General features: G+C 71.8%; 22 protein-coding genes and 1 riboswitch. Of the genes, 18 read left to right on the plus strand and 4 right to left on the minus strand.

Translation table 11 applies throughout. The features are described from left to right. Window positions 1-38: 38 nt before the first annotated feature. On the plus strand, window positions 39-290 hold the full coding sequence (locus AB0N27_RS08020; RefSeq protein WP_364364904.1) for a hypothetical protein: 252 nt from the start codon (window positions 39-41) through the stop codon (window positions 288-290). Here AB0N27_RS08020 and AB0N27_RS08025 read toward each other — a convergent pair. The 3 genes from AB0N27_RS08025 to AB0N27_RS08035 all read right to left on the minus strand — a co-directional run bounded on the left by AB0N27_RS08025 (window position 287) and on the right by AB0N27_RS08035 (window position 1,926). After that, on the minus strand, window positions 287-763 hold the full coding sequence (locus AB0N27_RS08025) for a hypothetical protein (protein ID WP_364364906.1): 477 nt from the start codon (window positions 761-763) through the stop codon (window positions 287-289). The genes AB0N27_RS08020 and AB0N27_RS08025 overlap by 4 nt on opposite strands. Next, window positions 760-972 carry a hypothetical protein gene (locus AB0N27_RS08030; RefSeq protein WP_007460364.1) on the minus strand — a complete coding sequence of 71 codons (213 nt, stop codon included), beginning with the start codon at window positions 970-972 and terminating at the stop codon, window positions 760-762. Before AB0N27_RS08030 ends, AB0N27_RS08025 begins: the two co-directional genes overlap by 4 nt. 72 nt (window positions 973-1,044) lie before the next feature. Continuing rightward, window positions 1,045-1,926 (minus strand): universal stress protein, encoded by an 882-nt coding sequence (locus AB0N27_RS08035; RefSeq protein WP_364364909.1) that lies wholly within the window; start codon window positions 1,924-1,926, stop codon window positions 1,045-1,047. 113 nt (window positions 1,927-2,039) lie between these two features. On the opposite strand from AB0N27_RS08035, the gene AB0N27_RS08040 reads away from it, so the two are divergent. From AB0N27_RS08040 to AB0N27_RS08110, 15 genes are all read left to right on the plus strand, one after another. Then, a complete protein-coding gene (locus AB0N27_RS08040; RefSeq protein ID WP_364364912.1) occupies window positions 2,040-2,786 on the plus strand; it encodes an SAM-dependent methyltransferase in 747 nt (248 codons plus the stop codon). A 67-nt stretch (window positions 2,787-2,853) separates the two neighbouring features. Next, entirely contained in the window at window positions 2,854-4,032 is a 1,179-nt protein-coding gene (locus AB0N27_RS08045) for a PP2C family protein-serine/threonine phosphatase (protein ID WP_364364915.1), read from the plus strand. Window positions 4,033-4,088: 56 nt separating this feature from the next. Further along, window positions 4,089-4,553, plus strand: a complete 465-nt coding sequence (locus AB0N27_RS08050) for a MarR family transcriptional regulator (RefSeq protein WP_364364918.1) — start codon at window positions 4,089-4,091, stop codon at window positions 4,551-4,553. A gap of 285 nt (window positions 4,554-4,838) precedes the next feature. Further along, complete coding sequence (locus AB0N27_RS08055) at window positions 4,839-5,471, plus strand: CDP-alcohol phosphatidyltransferase family protein (protein WP_364364921.1); 633 nt, start codon at window positions 4,839-4,841, stop codon at window positions 5,469-5,471. Then, window positions 5,468-6,412, plus strand: a complete 945-nt coding sequence (locus AB0N27_RS08060; RefSeq protein ID WP_364364924.1) for a DUF881 domain-containing protein — start codon at window positions 5,468-5,470, stop codon at window positions 6,410-6,412. Before AB0N27_RS08055 ends, AB0N27_RS08060 begins: the two co-directional genes overlap by 4 nt. Continuing rightward, window positions 6,409-6,741, plus strand: a complete 333-nt coding sequence (locus tag AB0N27_RS08065; protein WP_007460356.1) for a small basic family protein — start codon at window positions 6,409-6,411, stop codon at window positions 6,739-6,741. Before AB0N27_RS08060 ends, AB0N27_RS08065 begins: the two co-directional genes overlap by 4 nt. Window positions 6,742-6,752: 11 nt before the next feature. Then, a complete protein-coding gene (locus AB0N27_RS08070; RefSeq protein WP_364364928.1) occupies window positions 6,753-7,766 on the plus strand; it encodes a DUF881 domain-containing protein in 1,014 nt (337 codons plus the stop codon). Between the two features lie 59 nt (window positions 7,767-7,825). After that, complete coding sequence (gcvH, locus tag AB0N27_RS08075) at window positions 7,826-8,206, plus strand: glycine cleavage system protein GcvH (RefSeq protein WP_139582086.1); 381 nt, start codon at window positions 7,826-7,828, stop codon at window positions 8,204-8,206. Window positions 8,207-8,420: 214 nt separating this feature from the next. Further along, the gene (locus AB0N27_RS08080) at window positions 8,421-8,873 is read left to right on the plus strand and encodes an FHA domain-containing protein (protein WP_007071101.1); all 453 of its coding nucleotides are present in this window, start codon (window positions 8,421-8,423) and stop codon (window positions 8,871-8,873) included. 50 nt (window positions 8,874-8,923) lie between these two features. Further along, window positions 8,924-9,622, plus strand: a complete 699-nt coding sequence (locus tag AB0N27_RS08085) for a MerR family transcriptional regulator (RefSeq protein ID WP_364366137.1) — start codon at window positions 8,924-8,926, stop codon at window positions 9,620-9,622. A 184-nt stretch (window positions 9,623-9,806) separates the two neighbouring features. Then, window positions 9,807-10,271 (plus strand): bifunctional nuclease family protein, encoded by a 465-nt coding sequence (locus tag AB0N27_RS08090; protein WP_007460347.1) that lies wholly within the window; start codon window positions 9,807-9,809, stop codon window positions 10,269-10,271. 178 nt (window positions 10,272-10,449) lie between these two features. Continuing rightward, window positions 10,450-11,046 carry a MerR family transcriptional regulator gene (locus tag AB0N27_RS08095; protein ID WP_364364933.1) on the plus strand — a complete coding sequence of 199 codons (597 nt, stop codon included), beginning with the start codon at window positions 10,450-10,452 and terminating at the stop codon, window positions 11,044-11,046. A gap of 357 nt (window positions 11,047-11,403) precedes the next feature. Next, window positions 11,404-11,802, plus strand: a complete 399-nt coding sequence (locus AB0N27_RS08100; RefSeq protein ID WP_364364936.1) for a group 1 truncated hemoglobin — start codon at window positions 11,404-11,406, stop codon at window positions 11,800-11,802. Window positions 11,803-11,804: 2 nt separating this feature from the next. Then, window positions 11,805-12,986, plus strand: a complete 1,182-nt coding sequence (locus AB0N27_RS08105; RefSeq protein ID WP_364364939.1) for a globin domain-containing protein — start codon at window positions 11,805-11,807, stop codon at window positions 12,984-12,986. Then, window positions 12,983-13,684 (plus strand): DivIVA domain-containing protein, encoded by a 702-nt coding sequence (locus AB0N27_RS08110; RefSeq protein WP_364364942.1) that lies wholly within the window; start codon window positions 12,983-12,985, stop codon window positions 13,682-13,684. Before AB0N27_RS08105 ends, AB0N27_RS08110 begins: the two co-directional genes overlap by 4 nt. A 182-nt stretch (window positions 13,685-13,866) precedes the next feature. Here the strand turns inward: AB0N27_RS08110 and AB0N27_RS08115 are convergent, their stop codons facing one another. Next, window positions 13,867-14,523, minus strand: coding sequence for an SDR family oxidoreductase (locus AB0N27_RS08115; protein WP_364364944.1), 657 nt, complete (start codon window positions 14,521-14,523; stop codon window positions 13,867-13,869). A 108-nt stretch (window positions 14,524-14,631) separates the two neighbouring features. Here AB0N27_RS08115 and AB0N27_RS08120 point away from each other — a divergent pair, with 108 nt between their 5' ends. Both AB0N27_RS08120 and AB0N27_RS08125 read left to right on the plus strand, forming a co-directional pair. Continuing rightward, window positions 14,632-15,699, plus strand: coding sequence for a MerR family transcriptional regulator (locus AB0N27_RS08120; RefSeq protein ID WP_364364947.1), 1,068 nt, complete (start codon window positions 14,632-14,634; stop codon window positions 15,697-15,699). A 40-nt stretch (window positions 15,700-15,739) separates the two neighbouring features. Further along, a complete protein-coding gene (locus AB0N27_RS08125) occupies window positions 15,740-16,585 on the plus strand; it encodes an NAD-dependent protein deacetylase (protein ID WP_364364950.1) in 846 nt (281 codons plus the stop codon). 63 nt (window positions 16,586-16,648) lie between these two features. Then, window positions 16,649-16,747: riboswitch (glycine riboswitch) on the plus strand. Window positions 16,748-16,796: the final 49 nt, after the last annotated feature.

The following is a 16,796-nucleotide window of genomic DNA, read 5'->3' on the forward strand; positions in this document are numbered from 1 at the left end:
GGGACCGGAATGCCGTCGGACCCGGCGGGTATGCCGCCGTGGAGGCGGTCGACGCCGCCCGCCGTACCCGGAGGGAGACACCAGTGGTCAACCCGCAGCAGGAGGAGTTCCGGCGTAACGCCAAGGGCGCCACCAGTCAGGACAGCAAGGGGCCCAAGCCGACCGGGCACCCGCTCAACAGTGGCTCGTCGCGTGGGGACGCCGGCCGGCCGGTGCCCAAGGGGCAGGTGTCGCCGTACGGCCCGGCCGGCGAGCCGGTGGCCGAGGACGACAGCGACACACGGGCCTAACGACCTCGACCCGACGGCCGCCGCAACCTGTTCCAGGTGGCGGCGGCCGTCAGCCCGTACGCCAGGTGCGGAATGATGTCGGAGATCCAGTCCGAGCGCCGCCACGTCCGGGGATCGCTGATGCCCAGCGCCGTGATGGACCCGTCGGTCATGGTCATCACGCCGGCGCCGAGAAGTCCCGTGGCCACCGGCAGCGGCTGGCGCCGGCCACCGGCGTAGAGGGCGAACGCGACGCCCGCGGCGATGCCCAGCCCGTAGCCGATCAACGGGCCGAGGCCCGAGCGGCGGTTGGCCGCCCGGTCCCCGGAGCCCAGGCTCACGTGCGCGATACCGGCCAGTCGGTCGACCGTCTCGCCCGGGACGTCGCTCTCCGGGCGGGCCCGCAGCGCCACGTCGAGGTAGCTGACCACGTTCAGCGCGGTGCTGCCGACGGCGCCCGCGATGGCGCCGTCGGCCAGGTCCACCCGCCTCACTTCGGATCGCCCGGTTCGCGCTCGCTCTTGGGGCCGTACGTGCGCTCACCGCGCACCACGCCCCGCTGGCCGCGATCCTCCTGCAGGATCCGGTTGGCGACCTGGTTGGCCTTGCCGTCGGGTACCCGCCGTCCGGAGTCGTCGATCGCGTTGCGCATCCGCGCCCGCTGCTTGTCGTACGCGTTGCTGCCCGGCCGTGGTCCTGGCATGTGCCGCCTCCTTGCCTCGCCGTTGGCGTACCGCGGCCGTCTACCCGTCTGGCGGCGGGCCAACCCCGGGGCTCAGCGAGGGCCAGGCACCACGGCGACCGGGCACCGCGCGTGGTGCAGCACGGACTGGCTCACCGACCCCAGCAGCAACCCGCTCACCTCGCCGCGCCCCTGCCCGCCGACCACCACCAGTTGGGCGGCGCCTGACGCCTCGGCGAGCACGGCGCCGGCACGGCCGTGCACCGCATGCCCGGTCATCCGCAGGCCGGGGTGTCGCTCGGCCAGCCCGTCCAGGGAGTCGGCCAGTTCGCGTTCCCGCTCGTCGTGCAGCCGTGTCTCGTCGTACACCAGGGGTTGCATGTCGCCGGGGCCGCTGCTGCCCGGATGCCGGTAGGCGCGCACGGCCCGCAGCGCGACGCCGCGCGCCTCGGCGGTCTCGGCGGCGAACTCGGCGGCGAGGCGGGACGCCGCCGAGCCGTCGATCCCGACCACCACCGGCTCGTCGGGCCGTTGCTCGCCGCGGGCCACAAGCACCGGGCAGTCGGCGTACGCGGCGACCTGGACCGCCACCGAGCCGAGCACCAGCGCGGCGAAGCCGCCCAGCCCCCGGTCGCCCAGCACGATGAGGGCCGCGGTGGGGGATTCGCCGACCAGCACGGCCGACGCCTCGCCGTCGATGATCTCGCCCGTGACGGTCAGCCCGGGGGCCGTCGCCTCGGCCTCGTCCACGGCGGCCCTGACCAGTTCGGTGGCCTGGTGACGCAGCCCGCCGCCGGGTGGGGCGCCCGGCGCGGGGGAGTCCGGCACCCGCAGCAGCGGCCAGATGAACCCGTGCACCACGCGCAGCGGCCGACGCCTGCGCACGGCCTCGGCGGCGGCGAGGCGCACGGCCCGCAGGGACGGCTCCGAGCCGTCCACGCCGACCACCACCGCCGCGCTGTTCGCCGAGTTCACCTGCCACCTCCCGCCGGTTCCACTATCGCGCCCGACCCGGGCGCGGCGCAGCCATACCGCCGCGCGCCCAGGTCGGTACGCTGGCGACCACCTGACGAGAGGGAGCGTCGTCGATGGGCGAACCGGATCAGCCGAGCACCGCGCGCATGATCGACTACTGGCTCGGTGGGGCCGACCACTTCGCTGTGGACGTGGCCGCCGCGGCCGCCTTCGAGCAGGCGTACGGGCCGTGCGCTCCGGTCTTCCGGGAGCTGCGGGCGTTCCTCGGCCGGGCGGTGCGGGCGATCGCCGCGCAGGGCGTGGACGGTTTCCTCGTCTTCGGCGCGGGCGTGCCCACGATGGGTAACGTGCACGAGGTCGCCGCCGAGGCGACGGTGCTCTACACCGACGTCGACCCGGTCACCATCCGGCTCGGGCAGCGCATCCTCGCCGGCAGTGACCGGGCCGGCTACGGCTTCGGGGACGCCACCGACATCGGCACGATCGACCCTGCGCAGCTGCACCGGTTCGTCCCGGGGTGGGGGCGTCGGCCGGTCGGGGTGGTGTTCCTGGGGCTCGCCGCGTTCCTCGACGACGACACGGTGACCCGCACGTTCGACGAGTTGTACGCGGCCGCCGCGCCGGGCAGCCTGCTCGCCGTGGACTTCGACACCGAGGAGCTGGCCGCCCATCCGCAGGCGCTGGCGATGATGGGGCCGACGTTCCGGATGCGTCCGCCGAGCGCGTTCGCGCCGCTGCTGGGTCGGTGGGCGCCGACGGAGGACGGGATCGTGCCGGTCGCCCGGTGGCGCCCGGACGGCGTACCGGCCGAGGTGCCCGACGCGTTCTACGGCGCGCTGGCGGTGCGCGGCGACGAGTGACCGCGGCGACGGGCTGTCCGGGGGCGTCCGTATGATGCTTGCCCTGTAGCAAGTTTCTGGAGGACGCATGGTGGACGGGGCGGATGCGGTGTCGCGCGCGTTGCGCGAGGCTCCGCCCGACCAGCTGGCGGAGGCGGCGGACCGCGCGATCCGTTCGGCGCTGGGCGCCGTACGCACGGACGTGTTCGTGGCCGACTACCGGATCAGCGGGCTGTGGCCGGTGCTGGATCCGGATCTGCCGGCGGCCGGGTTCCTCGCCTGTCACACCGTGGCGCAGCGCTGTTTCAGCAGCCAGCAACCGGTGCACGACATCACCGACGAGGGGCCGTGCCGGCTGTACCTGCCCCTGACGGCGTGGGGGGAGCGGCTGGGCGTGCTGCTCATCGAGCTGCCCTCGGCACCGGGTCCGGCCGTCACCGGCCGGGCTGCCGAGATCGCCGGGGCCCTCGCCCTGGCGATGCGGGCGGCGGACCGGGTGACCGACCGCTACCGCCGGGCCCGCCGCCGTGAGCGGCTGAGCATGGCCGCCGAGATGCAGTGGGATCTGCTGCCCGGTCGCAGCGTGTCGCACCACGCGTTCCACCTGGCCGGCCAACTGGAGCCGGCGTACACGGTGGGCGGTGACCACTTCGACTGGTCGCTCGACGGTGACCGGCTCACCCTGACGGTCCTCAACGGCGAGGGCAGCGGTCTGGCCGCGTCGATGCTGACAGCGGTCACGGTGAACGCGATGCGCAACGCGCGCCGTTCCGGCGGTGGTCTGGTAGAGCAGGCGGAGTTGGCGTCGGACACCGTCTTCTACCAGCACCGGGGGCACCGGTACGTGGCCACGCTGCTGCTGGAGGTGGACACCCGCACCGGGCGGGTGCGGGTGGTCGACGCCGGTTCGCCGCACCTGCTGCGCCTGCGCGGGGCGGTGGTCGACCCGGTGAAAGTGGAGCAGCAGATGCCGCTGGGCATGTTCGCGGAGACCCGCTACGAGCTTCAGGAGTTCCAGCTCGAGCCGGGGGATCGCGTCTTCGTGGTCAGCGACGGGGTGTGGGCGGCCGAGCCGCCGGGGCAGGAGCCGTACGGGCAGCGGGCGATGGCGCGTTCCCTGCGCGCCACACGCTTGCAGCCGCCGACCGAGGCGGTTGGTACGGTGATGCGCGAACTGCATGCCTACCACGCGGATTCCGACCTGCGCGACGACGCGGTCGTGGTCTGCCTGGACTGGCACGGTCCGCGCGAGCGGAACGGCGGGTGAGGATCGCCGCCGCTCCGTCGGGTGGGCACCAGCGCGACGACGGCAGGGGACATCGGGTGGAGCGGCCTGGGGATCTCGCCGCGGCGATCGCCGCGGCCGCCGAGACGATGATCGCCGTGCTCGAGTCGGCGGCCGCGCGTCATCAGGTGCCGCCGACCCAGTTGCGGGTGCTGATCCTGATCAGCGGCCGGTCGGAGACGAACGTCAACCGCCTGGCCGAGCTGCTGGATGTGGGGCCGTCCTCGGCCAGTCGGCTCTGTGACCGCCTGGAGGCGACGGGTCTTCTGCGTCGGGTGGCCGACCCGCGGGATCGGCGCGAGGTGCGCCTGGTGCTGACGGCGGCGGCGCAGACCCTCCTGGGGGAGTTGGCCGAGCGGCGGCAACGGGCGGTGCAGGCGGTCCTGGACCGGATGCCACCCCGTACCCAGCACGACGTCCTGGCGGCGTTGCTGGCGTTCGGTCGGGCGGCGACCCAGACGGTGCCGGAGCAGCAGTCCGACCCGGCGGTCCAGACGGCCTGACCGGCCGGCCCCTTCCACTGTATCCTAGGACGCTCTACGCGTGGTGATCCACGCCACAACGCGGCAGAGCCGCACCAACAGCCGAGCGGAGGGGCCGGGCAGGTCAGCGGGAGCCCGATATAGTGGCAGCGCACTGAGCCGGCCCGTGATCATCGAGATCGCGGGCCGCGTCAGGGGAGAGGCCCCGTCCGGGGCCGCAGGGGGAGCCGGCGGTGGCCGGCCCGACAGCGCGTACGACCTCGGCGCCCGCCCGGGTGGATCGGAGCGTGCCGCGAAGGAGGTTCGGTGTCGCCTCGGCCGGCTCGGGCAGAGCATCCGCGAGACACCGGCGAGCAGACTCCCGGCGACCAGGTGCTCACCCTGCCCAACCTGATCAGCTTCGGGCGGCTGCTGGGCGTACCTCTCTTCCTCTACCTGTTCCTGGTGTCCCGCGCGGACGTGGCGGCGGTGGTCGTCCTGGCCGTCGGCGGCACCACGGACTGGGTCGACGGCTGGATCGCCCGCCGGCTGCGTCAGGTGAGCCGCCTCGGGGAACTGCTCGACCCTCTCGCCGACCGGCTCTACATCCTCGCCACGCTCGTCGCGTTCACCGCCCGGGAGGTGGTGCCGTGGCAGTTCACCGCGGCGCTGCTGGCCCGGGAGTTGCTGCTGCTCGGCTCGCTGGGGGTGCTGCGCCGCTACGGCTACGGCCCGCCGCCCGTGCACTACGTCGGCAAGACCGCCACGTTCCTGCTGCTCGCGGCGTTCCCGGTGCTGCTGTTGGCTACCGAGTGGAGCGCGGGGGCGACGGCGACGGCCGCGATCGGCTGGGGGCTGGCCTGGTGGGGTCTGGTGCTCTACTGGGTGGCCGGCGGCATGTACGTGGTGCAGGCGTACCGGCTGGTGCGCGCGGCGCGCGGCCCGGGAGCGGCGGCATGAGCGCGCCGCGGCCCGGGGGCGGTCGGCAGGACCGGGTGTACGCGCCGGACTTCCTCACCGAGTTGTTCCGCAACCCGCTGGATCCTGGGTACGCCGACGCGGCGGCCGCCCGTCGTGGCGCGGCGTCGCGGCCGCCGGCCCGGGGTTGGCGGGCCTGGTCGACGCGCTCGGTCAGCCTGGTCGTGGTGGTGATGCTGGGTTTCCTGTTCGCGGTGGCGTACCGGCAGACGATGGCGGACGAGCCGGGGCGTAGCCAGGCCCGCTCCGGTCTGGTGGCGCAGATCAAGGAGCGGGAGAGTCAGACCGACCGGTTGTCCACGCGGGCGGACGAGCTGCGCGAGGAGGTCAGCCGGCAGCGGGACGCGGCGTTGAGTGGGACGGCGGCGGCTCGGCTGCGGGACCTGGAGGCGGGCACCGGGCTGGGTCGGGTGCGCGGTGACGGTGTGGTGGTGCGTCTGGCGGACGCGCCGGACAAGGCGGACGCGGTCACCGGTGCCGGTGCCGGGCCGCCGCGGGTGCTGTACAGCGACCTGCAGGGGGTGGCTAACGCGTTGTGGAGTGCCGGCGCGGAGGCGATCGCCATCAACGGGCAGCGGTTGACGGCGACGTCGACGATCCGTTCGGCGGGTGAGGCGATGCTTGTGGACTTCCGGCCGGTGACGGGGCCGTACGAGGTGTCGGCGATCGGCCCGTCGTCGATGCGGCGCAAGTTCGACGACAGTCGTAACGCGGCGCTGATGCGGGAGGTAGCGCAGAAGACGGGCCTGTCGTTCGGGGTGCGCAAGGCGGATGACCTCACCCTGCCGGCGGCACCGGAGCCGCAGCTACGCTACGCCAAGCCGTCGGTCAGTCCGAGCCCTTCCGTGTCGGGTGACCGGTCCGGCAGTTCCGGGTCGTCTGGTTCGCCGGCGACCGTCAGCCCCTCCGGAGGTGGTCGATGATCGCGGTGCTGGCGTTGCTCGCCGGTGTGGTGCTCGGTGTGTGGCTTGATCCCACGGTGCCGGCGGCGTTGCAGCCGTACCTGCCGATCGCGGTGGTGGCCGCGTTGGACGCGGTGTTCGGTGGGGTTCGGGCCAAGCTGGACCGGATCTTCGATGACAAGCAGTTCGTGGTGTCGTTCATCTCGAACGTGCTGGTGGCCGGTCTGATCGTCTATCTGGGTGATCAGTTGGGTGTGGGCGGGCAGTTGTCCACCGGTGTGGTGGTCGTGCTCGGTGTGCGTATCTTCGGCAACGTGGCGGCGATCCGTCGGCACCTGTTCCGGGCGTAGGTTTGGATGCGATGAGCGACGAGCAGACCGAGACGGGGACGGGCTGGCCGCAGCCGGCGGGGCCGGTGCGTCCGGGTGGCCCGGCGGGTGAGCCGGATCCACGGCCGGATGCGCCGGATCCGGACGAGTTGAGTCCGCTGGCTCCGCAGGGGCCGGTGCCGCGGGAGCCGGTGCCGTCGGTGGACGAGCCGGGGGTGGCGCCTGTCGACGACGGTGCGACGGTGGACCTGGGCGGGGTGTCGCGGTCGGCCGGGTCGGCCCCTTCGGAGGCGCGGCCGGTGCAGGACGCGGCCCCGGTGGAGGACGCGGCGCCGGTCGTGGAGCCGGCGGCGCCGGCGGGTCGGTCCCGGTTGAGTACGGCCGGTGTGATGATCGTGGCGTTGCTCGCGTTGCTGGGTTTCACGCTCGTGGTGCAGTTGAAGACGACGTCGACGGATCCGACGTTGGGAGCGACGCGTCAGGAGGACCTGGTGCGGATCCTGTCGGACCTGGACGCGCGGGAGAGTCGCCTGCAGCAGGACATCCGGGCGTTGGAGGACAGTCAGCGGCAGTTGGCCTCGGGTGAGCAGGGTCGTCAGGCGGCGTTGGACGAGGCGACGCGGCGGGCGGACGAGCTGGGCATCCTGGCGGGGACGTTGCCGGCCGTGGGGCCCGTCATCAGCGGTGGTAAGCGGATCTCGGCGGACCAGGTGCTGGACGCGGTGCAGGAGCTGCGCGGTGCGGGCGCGGAGGCGATGCAGATCTCCGGTGGTGACCGGGCGACGGTGCGGATCATCGCGTCGACGTTCTTCCTGGATGGGGAGAACGGGTCGCTTGTGGTGGAGGGGCGTCGGTTGGTGGGTCCGTTCACGATCACGGTGATCGGTGATCCGGCGACGATGCGTACGGCGTTGAACATTCCTGGTGGGGTGGTGGCGTCGGTCCGGGGTGACGGCGGTAACGTGACGTTTGGGGAGCGTGAGGTTGCCGAGGTTTCGGCGCTGCACGCGCCGATCAAGTTGGAACACGCCCGTCCGGTCTCCTGACCGGCGCGGCCGCGCCGGGCCCGGGTGGTCCGGGGCACGATGGATGAAGGACGCGTCTGGTGATTCCCGAGGATCTGCGATACACCGCCGAGCATGAGTGGGTGGCGGGTGACGGCACCGGTTCGGTTCGGGTCGGCATCACGCACTTCGCGCAGGACGCGTTGGGCGACATCGTGTACGTGCAGTTGCCCGAGGCGGGTGCGGTGGTCGCGGCTGGTGACTCGTTGGGTGAGATCGAGTCGACCAAGAGCGTGTCGGAGATCTACGCGCCTGTTGCCGGTACGGTGGCGGCGCGTAATGAGGCGTTGGGTGACACGCCGGAGCTGATCAACACGGATCCGTACGGTGCGGGTTGGTTGGTGGAGATCACTCCGAACGATCCGACGGCGACGGACGGGTTGCTGACGGCGGCTGCGTACCAGAAGATCACCGAAGGCTGAGTGTGCTTGATCCGGTGCGTGTGATGTCTGCGCGCGTCCGGTTGCCCTGCATTTCGGCGCTGGCTAGGCTCGCCCAGTCGACCGAGAACCCAATAGTTGAGCGTTGCGGAATTGCCTTCCCGGGCACGGGGAGCCAGCCGCCGGGTGTGCATGTGCCCGGCGGCCAGACCCGCCATTACCCGACGCCGACCGAACAGATCCGTGAGGTGGTCCCATGACGCGCCCAGACGACGAGTTCCCCCCGCTCGACGTCACTTCGACGCTCAATCTCGGTTCGCTCGACGAAGTGCTGGAGGGGCCGGACACCGATGTGGTGCCGAGCCGGATGTCCGGTTCGTTGCCGCCGGGTATGGCGCTGCTGGTGGTTCGTCGCGGCCCGAATGCGGGTGCCCGGTTCCTGTTGGACCACGATGTGACGACGAGTGGCCGGCATCCGGACAGTGACATCTTCCTCGACGACGTGACGGTGTCGCGGCGGCACGCGGAGTTCCACCGTGATGGTGGGACGTTCACGGTGCGGGACGTGGGCAGCCTGAACGGCACGTACGTGAATCGTGAGCGGGTCGAGGCGGCCACGTTGAGCAATGGTGACGAGGTCCAGATCGGTAAGTTCCGGGTGGTGTTCATCGCCGGTCCGCGCCCGGAGGAGGAGGCCGGCCGGGGGTGAACGAGCCTGCGGCCTCCACGCCACCCGGGGCGGCCCGGTCCCAGCCGCTGATGAGCATCGGTGAGGTGCTGGGTCAGTTGCGGGTGGATTTCCCGGACACGACGATTTCGAAGTTGCGGTTCCTTGAGGCCGAGGGTCTGGTGGAGCCGCAGCGGACGGCGGCGGGTTACCGGAAGTACAGCTGGGACGACGTGGCGCGGTTGCGGTTTGTGCTGTCCGCGCAGCGCGACAGGTATCTGCCGTTGCGGGTGATCCGTGAGCAGTTGGCGGAGTGGGATTCATCCGGTGAGCAGCCGGGGCGTACGCGGCCGGCGTTGGTCGCGGTGGGTCCCGATGGTGAGGTGCCGGGTCGTGAGTCGCCGGAGCCGGCCGAGTCGCAGGTGCGGCTCGGCCGGGCGGATCTGGTGGCGCGCAGCGGGATCGACGAGTCGACGTTGGTGGAGCTGGAGCGGCTCGGCGTGCTGGTGCCGGATCCGCCGGGGTGGTACGACGCGGATGCGTTGATCATCGCGTCGGCGGTTGCGGGGTTGGCGGCGTACGGGTTGGAGCCGCGGCATCTGCGGGGTTACCGGACGGCGGCGGACCGGGAGGTCGGTTTGTTCGCGCAGTTGGTGGCGCCGTTGGTGCGGCAGAGTGATCCGGCGGCGCGGGCGCGGGCTGCGGAGACGGCGCGGGAGTTGGCGGCGTTGTCGGAGCAGTTGCACGCGGCGTTGGTGCGGGTGGGTCTGCGGTCGACGTTGGGTCGGTGACGGGGGCCTCGGTGGGCGGCGGCGGAGCGGAAAGATCTCTTTCCGGAAGCGTGCCGTAGGCTTGCCGGGGTAACCCCTTCCTGCGCGGGCGTGGTGCTGTTGCGCATGGGACGACCGTGTCGCGGTCCGTGTACGGTGCAGGGAAGGGCGCGGTGCGTAGGTTGACGACGACACGGAGGCGGCGGTGCGCGAGCTGAGCGTGGTCGGAGTTCGGGTGGAGCTGCCCAGCAACCAGCCGATCGTCCTGCTCAGGGAGGTCGAGGGCGACCGCTATCTGCCGATCTGGATCGGCGCGGTCGAGGCCACGGCTATCGCCTATGAGCAGCAGGGGGTCAAGCCTGCCCGGCCGTTGACGCATGATCTTTTGCGTGACGTGTTGGCGGCGTTGCAGGCGCCGTTGCAGGCGGTGGAGATCACTGAGCTCAAGGAGAATGTCTTCTACGCGGATCTGTTGATCGGCGATGGGGTGCGGGTATCGGCGCGTCCGAGCGATTCGATCGCGTTGGCGTTGCGTGTCGGGGCGCCGATTCGTTGTGCGGAGCAGGTCCTCAGCGAGGCGGGGATCGTGATCCCGGACGAGCAGGAGGACGAGGTGGAGAAGTTCCGCGAGTTCCTGGAGCAGGTGCGTCCGGAGGATTTCGCGGGCTGACCGGTTCTGCTCGTGCGCCGGTGACGTCGGCGTGTGGTTGGTGATCTTTCTCGGTGGCTGCGCGGCGTGTCGCGTCGGTTCCTCCGTGGTAACCCCTGAGGGTGGCGATAGGGTTGCCGTGTCGAGGGGTGCGCGTCCCGGAAACGACGCGCGCCGCACAGACGGGGAGGTTGTCCGGATGCACGAGCCGCAGGATCCTGATCCGGGTACACAGTTGGGCCTGCCGGGTGCCTCGTCGCCGGCTTCGGCGGCTGAGGGTGACGGTTCGGTGGGCTACCGGGGTGTGACGGCGTGCCACGCGGTGGGCATCAGTTACCGGCAGCTGGATTACTGGGCGCGTACGACGCTTGTGGTGCCGAGCGTGCGGGACGCGTCGGGTTCGGGGACGCAGCGGTTGTACTCGTTCCGGGACCTTGTGGTGTTGAAGGTCGTGAAGCGGTTGTTGGACGCGGGGGTTTCCCTGCAGAACATCCGTAAGGCGATCGAGGCGCTGCGGTCGCGTGGTGTGGAGGATCTGGCCGGCATCACGCTGATCTCCGACGGGACGACTGTGTACGAGTGCCGGTCGCCGGAGGAGGTGGTCGACCTGTTGCAGGGTGGCCAGGGTGTCTTCGGTATCGCGATCGGTGGGGCTTTCAAGGAGATCCAGGGGTCTTTGTCGCATCTGCCGGCGGAGCCGGCGGCGAGTGGTCCGGCGGAGCCCGTGGTGGCGCCGGAGTCGGATCCGGTGGGTGACGAGTTGGCGGCGCGGCGGGCGCGGCGGCGGGCGGGCTGATCGCCGGTTCCGGGTTGTGGACTCGCCCGGTTTTTTTGCGGTCCGCTTTTTGTGGCGCTGGTTGGTGACTGTAGGTCAGCGTGGCCGACGTGACGCGATTCCACGGGGTGCCGCGTCCTGTGTGGATGACTCTGGGTGCCGTGTTGGTGGCCGACTGTGGATGGTGTGTCGGTTGCGGTGACGGTGTGTGCTGGCGTCCTGTCGGGAACCCGATAGGGGGGCGCTGACCGGAGGCCGTCGGCACGCTATGGTCCGTCACGGTCCCCGGTGTGTCGCCGTGGCACGACGGTGTCGCCCGGGTGGGCCGTTGCCCCTCCGCGCCGACGCCGCGCGCCCCTCACCTCGGAAGGAAAGACCGTGACGGTTACCGAAGAAACCGCTCCCGCTTCGCACTACGACCGCATCGGCGGTGCCAGTTCGGTCAAGGCGGCCGTCGATCTGTTCTACGGGCGGGTGCTCGCCGATCCGGAGTTGGCTGGTTACTTCACCACAGTGGACATGGTGGGTCAGCGGCGGCACCTGACGTTGATGTTGACGGTGGTGCTGGGTGGGCCCAACGAGTACGCCGGTCGTGGTTTGGCCGAGGCTCACCAGCCGCTGAACATTCCGGCGGAGCACTACGTGAAGGTGGGTGAGCACCTGACGGCGACGCTCACCGAGCTGGGTGTGCCGGCCGACATTCTGGCGCACGTGCAGACGGTGCTGGGTGAGGTGCAGGACCAGGTCGTGGCCTCCGGGAACCGTCCGGGCGTCTGAGCGTGGACGCGGCCCGACTCAAGCAGAGTTGGTCCCTGGTCGCCGAGCACGGTGATCAGGTGCCGCTCTATTTCTATTCGACGTTGTTCCTGGCCCATCCCGAGACGCGGCAGATGTTCCCCACGAACATGGCGGGGCAGCGGGACCGTCTCGTGACCGCGTTGGGGCACATCGTGTCCAACGTGGACCAGGTGGATCGGCTTGTGGGTTTCCTGCAGGACCTCGGCGCGGATCACCGCAAGTTCGCGGTGCGCGCCGAGCATTACCCGGCCGTCGGTGAGGCGTTGCTGGCGACGTTGCAGCATTTCCTGGCCGAGCAGTGGACCGACGAGTTGGCGCAGGACTGGGCGGCCGCGTACGGGCTGGTCGCGCAGGTGATGACCGAGGCGGCGCAGGCCGCCGAGGCGGTGAACCCGCCGTGGTGGGTGGCGGAGATCGTGGCGCACGAGCGGCGGGCGTTCGACGTGGCGGTGTTGACGGTGCGTCCGCAGTACCTGTTGCCGTTCACGGCCGGGCAGTCGATAGGTGTGTCGCATCCGTCGGTGCGGTCGTGGCGGTACTACTCGCCGGCGAACGCGCCGCGTTCGGACGGCACGTTGGAGTTGCATGTGCGGGCCGCGCCGGGTGGCGCGGTGTCCTCACGGCTGGTGTACGGGTCGTCGGTGGGGGACCGGATCCACCTGGCGGCGCCGGTGGGGGACCGGCTGGGGTTGTGGGCGGCGGGTTCGAGCGATCTGCTGCTGGTGGCCTCCGGTACGGGTTGGGCTCCGGTGAAGGCGTTGGTGGAGCAGGTCGCCGCGGAGGGTTCACGCCGTCGGGTGGATCTGTACGTGGGTGCGCGGTCGCGCAGCGAGTTCTACGACAGCGACGCGATCGACAAGTTGGCGTCGTCGTACCCGTGGTTGACGGTGACCTACGTGGTGGGCGCCGACGGGGCCCGGCCGGGGGAGTTCGTGCACGCGGTGGACCGGGCGCTGGCCGACGGTGACTGGCGGTCCCGGCATGTGTACGTGTGCGGGTCGGACGAGATGGTTTCGCACGCGGCGCAGGCGTTGGCTCGGGCGGGTTACCACCCGGGTCAGGTGCATCACGAGGGGTTGGGCAAGCAGTGGTACGGCCCGGCTTGGCGGACGGCGGTGGATCAGTCGACCGTCGGTGACACTTCCGGAGGTGGGCTCAGGTGAGCGCGACGCCGATCAGTCGGTACGACGGTGTGCAGGTGTCCGGTGGGGTGCACGTCCGGATGACCGCGGACCGGGTGCGGCGGTGGGAGTTCGGTACGGCGCCGTTCGCGCGGCGCGGTTACGACAACGCCGACGTGGACCGGTTCCGGGTGCAGGTGGCGGACGAGTTGGATCTGCTGGCGACGCAGATCGCCACTCTGCGGGCGGAGAACGAGCGGCTCACCGACCGGGTGGAGTTGCACAGGCACGGGGTGATTCCGAGCGCGGGCAACGCCGCGGCGAAGGTGCCGGCGGCGAAGGAGGTGAATCTGCTCTCCGCGGCGCAGCGGGAGGCGGAGCAGATCATCGCGCAGGCGCACGACTACGCGCGGCGGGTCGCCGAGTACGCGCGGATGCAGTACGAGAGTTACATGCGCGCCGCGGCGGAGGAGGCGAAGCAGGAGGCCGAGCGGGCGGTGGCTGATTACCGCAGTTCGGCGGGTGCGAGCTTCGACGACACGGTGGCGACCCGGGAGGCGTTGCGGATCTTCGGGGAGATGATGGTGTCGCACATGCAGGCGGCGGCGCGGCATCTCGACGACGGCAGTGAGCAGTTGGCGCGCACGATGGATCGGATCGCGAAGGAGACGCCTGGTGCGCCGTTCGCCGCGGGTGCGGCGGCGGGGCAGGCGGCGTTGCCGCGGCACCATCAGCGGTGATTGTCGGGGTGGGGCCCGCCGTCGGGCGGGCCCCACCGCCACCGACATGATCGCCGCCTTCGGCATCGGCCGGCCGGCCGGTCGAGGAGAGCGCCCGGGTCGTCGTCCGTCTGGCCACGCTCGACCCGACAGGTCCGGCGCCCTTGCAGGACGAGCCAGGACAGCTGCCCTGGTGAGAAGGGTCAGCCGGCGGCGGCGCGGACGGCGTCGGCGATCGGCGTGGGCCCGTTGACGAGTTCCAGTGTCGCGCCGGCGGTACGTGGCTCGTCGAGCAGGGCGGCGAGGACGTGGGCGACGTCGGCGCGGGTGACCGCACCACGCCCGGCGTGGCGGGTGAGGGTGACGAGCCCGGTGGGCGCGTCGTCGGTGAGCCGCCCGGGCCGCAGGACCGTCCAGTCCAGGTCGCGGGCGCGCAGGTCGTCCTCGGCGGCCCGTTTGGCGAGCAGGTACGCCGCCCACACCTCGTCGGTGCCGGCGGCCGGTGGGTCGTCCACACCCATCGAGGAGACCAGCAGGTAACGGCGGACACCGGCGTGGGTGGCGGCGTCGGCGAGCAGCGCGGCGGCGCCCCGGTCGACGGTGTCCTTGCGGGCGGTGCCGCTGCCGGGGCCCGCGCCGGCGGCGAAGATCACCGCGTCGGCGCCGGCGAGGTGCGCGGCGAGGTCGGTGACGTCGCTGTGTTCCAGGTCGCAGACGACTGGTGTGGCGCCGGCGGCGCGCAGCGCGTCGGCCTGGGCGGGGTTGCGGATCAGGCCGACGGCGGTGTCACCGCGCTCGGCGAGGTGGCGTTCCAGCAGCAGGGCGATCTTGCCGTGGCCTCCGGCGATGACGGTGCGCATGCGTCCCAACCTACCGGTGGTCGGGGTCGCCGGCTTGACCTTGACCTTTGGGTAACCCCCAGTCTGGGTCGTGCCGGTCGCCGTGACCGGCACGAGGAGGATGCCGACATGGGGTTGTTGACCATCGGGGCGTTCGCCCGGGCGGCGGGGCTGACACCCAAGGCGTTGCGCCTGTACGACCAGGTGGGGGTGCTGCGGCCGGCCGCTGTCGATCCGGAGTCCGGATATCGGCTCTACGACCGGGCGCAGGTGCCGCTGGCCCGTCTGGTGGCGCGGCTGCGTCGCATCGGGATGCCGCTGGCGACGGTCCGCACCGTGTGCGCGCTGGAGCCCGCGGCGGCCGCGGAGGTGATCACCGCGTACTGGCGGCAGGTCACCGTCGACACCGCGGCCCGGGCGCGGGTCGCCGCCGTCCTCGTGGATCACCTGTCCCAAGGGGGTACCACCGTGTCTGGTTCGGATCACACTCTTGTGGTGCGCTGCGCCGCCGGCTGCGACGTCGGCGTGGTGCGCGACAGCAACGAGGACGCCGCGTACGCCGGTGAGCGGTTGCTCGCCGTCGCCGACGGCGTGCGGGGACCTGGTGGCGCTGCCGCCAGCGCCGCCGCCATCGACGCGCTGCGGGCGTTGGAGCTGACCGACGTGCCGGCGGCCGAGCTGCTGGCGATGCTGGCCGGTGCGGTGACCGACGCCGACGCCGCCGTGCGCGCCCTGGCGACCGACGAGCATCAGCCGGCCACCACGCTGACCGCGCTGCTGCGCAGCGGCTCGCAGTTGGCGCTCGTGCACATCGGTGACACCCGGGCGTACCTGCTGCGCGGCGGTGAGCTGTCGCTGCTCACCCAGGACCACACCTGGGTGCAGACCCAGGTCGATCAGGGCAGGCTCGGCCGGGACGAGGCGCAGGCGCATCCGCGGCGCGCGGTGCTGGTACGCGCTCTGGGCGGCGGCCCGCGCGTCGAGGCGGATCTCGCGCTGCGCACGGCACTGCCCGGTGACCGGTACCTGGTGTGCTCCGACGGGTTGTCCGCGGTCGTCGACCGGGCCGCCCTCGCCGGGACGCTGGGCGCGGCGACCGACCCGGCGCACGCGGTACGGGAGCTGATCGCTCTGGCGACGCAGGCGGGGGCGCCCGACAACATCGCCTGCGTCGTCGCCGACGTCGCCGCGGTGTAGCAGTTCGCCGCCGCCGGGCGCGTTGAGGCAGCATGAAAGGGTGACGGAGAGTCTGGACGCGTTGATCTCGCTGGTGGCCGGCGGTCGGGTGGTGGTGCTCAGCGGGGCGGGCCTGTCCACCGAGTCGGGCATCCCTGACTACCGGGGGCCCAGTGGAGTGGCCCGCCGCCACACCCCCATGACGTTCCAGGCGTTCACCCGTGATCCTCTCGCCCGGCGGCGGTACTGGGCGCGCAGCCACCTGGGGTGGCGGTTGATCGCCCGGGCGGCGCCGAACGCCGGGCACCGGGCGGTGGCGCGGCTGCAACAGGCCGGCCTGGTCGACGCGGTGATCACACAGAACGTCGACGGGTTGCACGGCGCTGCCGGCAGCGGGTCGGTCGTCGAGTTGCACGGCCGCCTCGACGAGGTGACCTGCCTGGACTGCGGCAACCTGACCTCCCGGGAGGAGGTGGACCGGCGGCTGCGCGAGGCCAACCCGGACTTCGTGGCCCGCGTCGCCGCGGTCAACCCGGACGGTGATGTTGATCTCCCCGATGAACAGGTGGCGGCGTTCCGGCCGGTGGACTGCGGGATCTGCGGCACCGGCATGTTGAAACCCGACGTGGTGTTCTTCGGCGAGACGGTGCCGCCGCCGCGGGTGGCGCGGTGCTTCGCACTTGTGGAGCAGGCCCGGGCGGTGCTGGTGCTCGGCTCGTCGTTGACGGTGATGTCGGGTCGCCGGTTCGTGATCCACGCGGCGAAACGCGACATTCCGGTGGCGATCGTCAACCAGGGGCCGACCCGTGGTGACGGGTACGCCACGCTATGCGTCGACGCGCCGCTGGGGTCGCTGCTGCCGGCTCTGGCCGAGCGGGTCACCGGCGGCGCGCCCGCGCCCGTGTGACAGCCACCCGGGGGTAGGACATCTGCCGGAAACACCGGCGCTGGTAGCGTTGACCACGCCGGTAGCACCCACGTGGGAGAGACCGCCCGACAGCACCCGGGGCGGCGCCGAAGGGGCAAATCCTCCCCGGAACCTCTCAGGCAAAAGGACCTCGTGGGCAGGCACTGTGGAGCACCCTGTGCGGTGCGACAGAGGGGGAGGCCGACACGTC

It is taken from the genome of Micromonospora sp. NPDC093244 (genome assembly GCF_040683695.1).
Classification (GTDB): Bacteria; Actinomycetota; Actinomycetes; order Mycobacteriales; family Micromonosporaceae; genus Micromonospora.